Origin of the sequence: Bacillus sp. SIMBA_154 (genome assembly GCF_046536015.1) — a bacterium.
GTDB lineage: Bacteria > Bacillota > Bacilli > Bacillales > Bacillaceae > Bacillus > Bacillus pumilus_P.
The window spans coordinates 1-244 of record NZ_JAWJBV010000546.1 but is presented as its reverse complement, the minus strand read 5'-3'; the positions used below and the strand labels follow the sequence as shown (position 1 = coordinate 244).

The following is a 244-nucleotide window of genomic DNA, read 5'->3' as shown; positions in this document are numbered from 1 at the left end:
ACCTCAACACGAGACTCATACACCGTCACGCGTGTTGCAGGTTCTTCTTCCCACTTAGTGCGATAAACGCTGAAGGCTGTGCCCAGCGCCCGTATCGTGCCCTCTGGCGTCACCACTTCTAGCGCCCGTTGGGGGTCGGGGGCCACGTCAATAAAGAGACGCCCGTTGCGTAACGTAATCTGACGCCGCTCCGGTGAAAACTGCACATCTATTGCTGAGGAGGTGTCGAGCGTAAGGACGCTTC

Annotated in this window: 1 protein-coding gene; it reads right to left on the bottom strand. The window is 57.8% G+C overall.

The window, feature by feature from the left end; all coding sequences use genetic code 11:
• The coding region (locus tag R0K30_RS23110) for a FecR domain-containing protein (RefSeq protein WP_410613324.1) at positions 1-244 on the bottom strand (244 nt) is incomplete at both ends.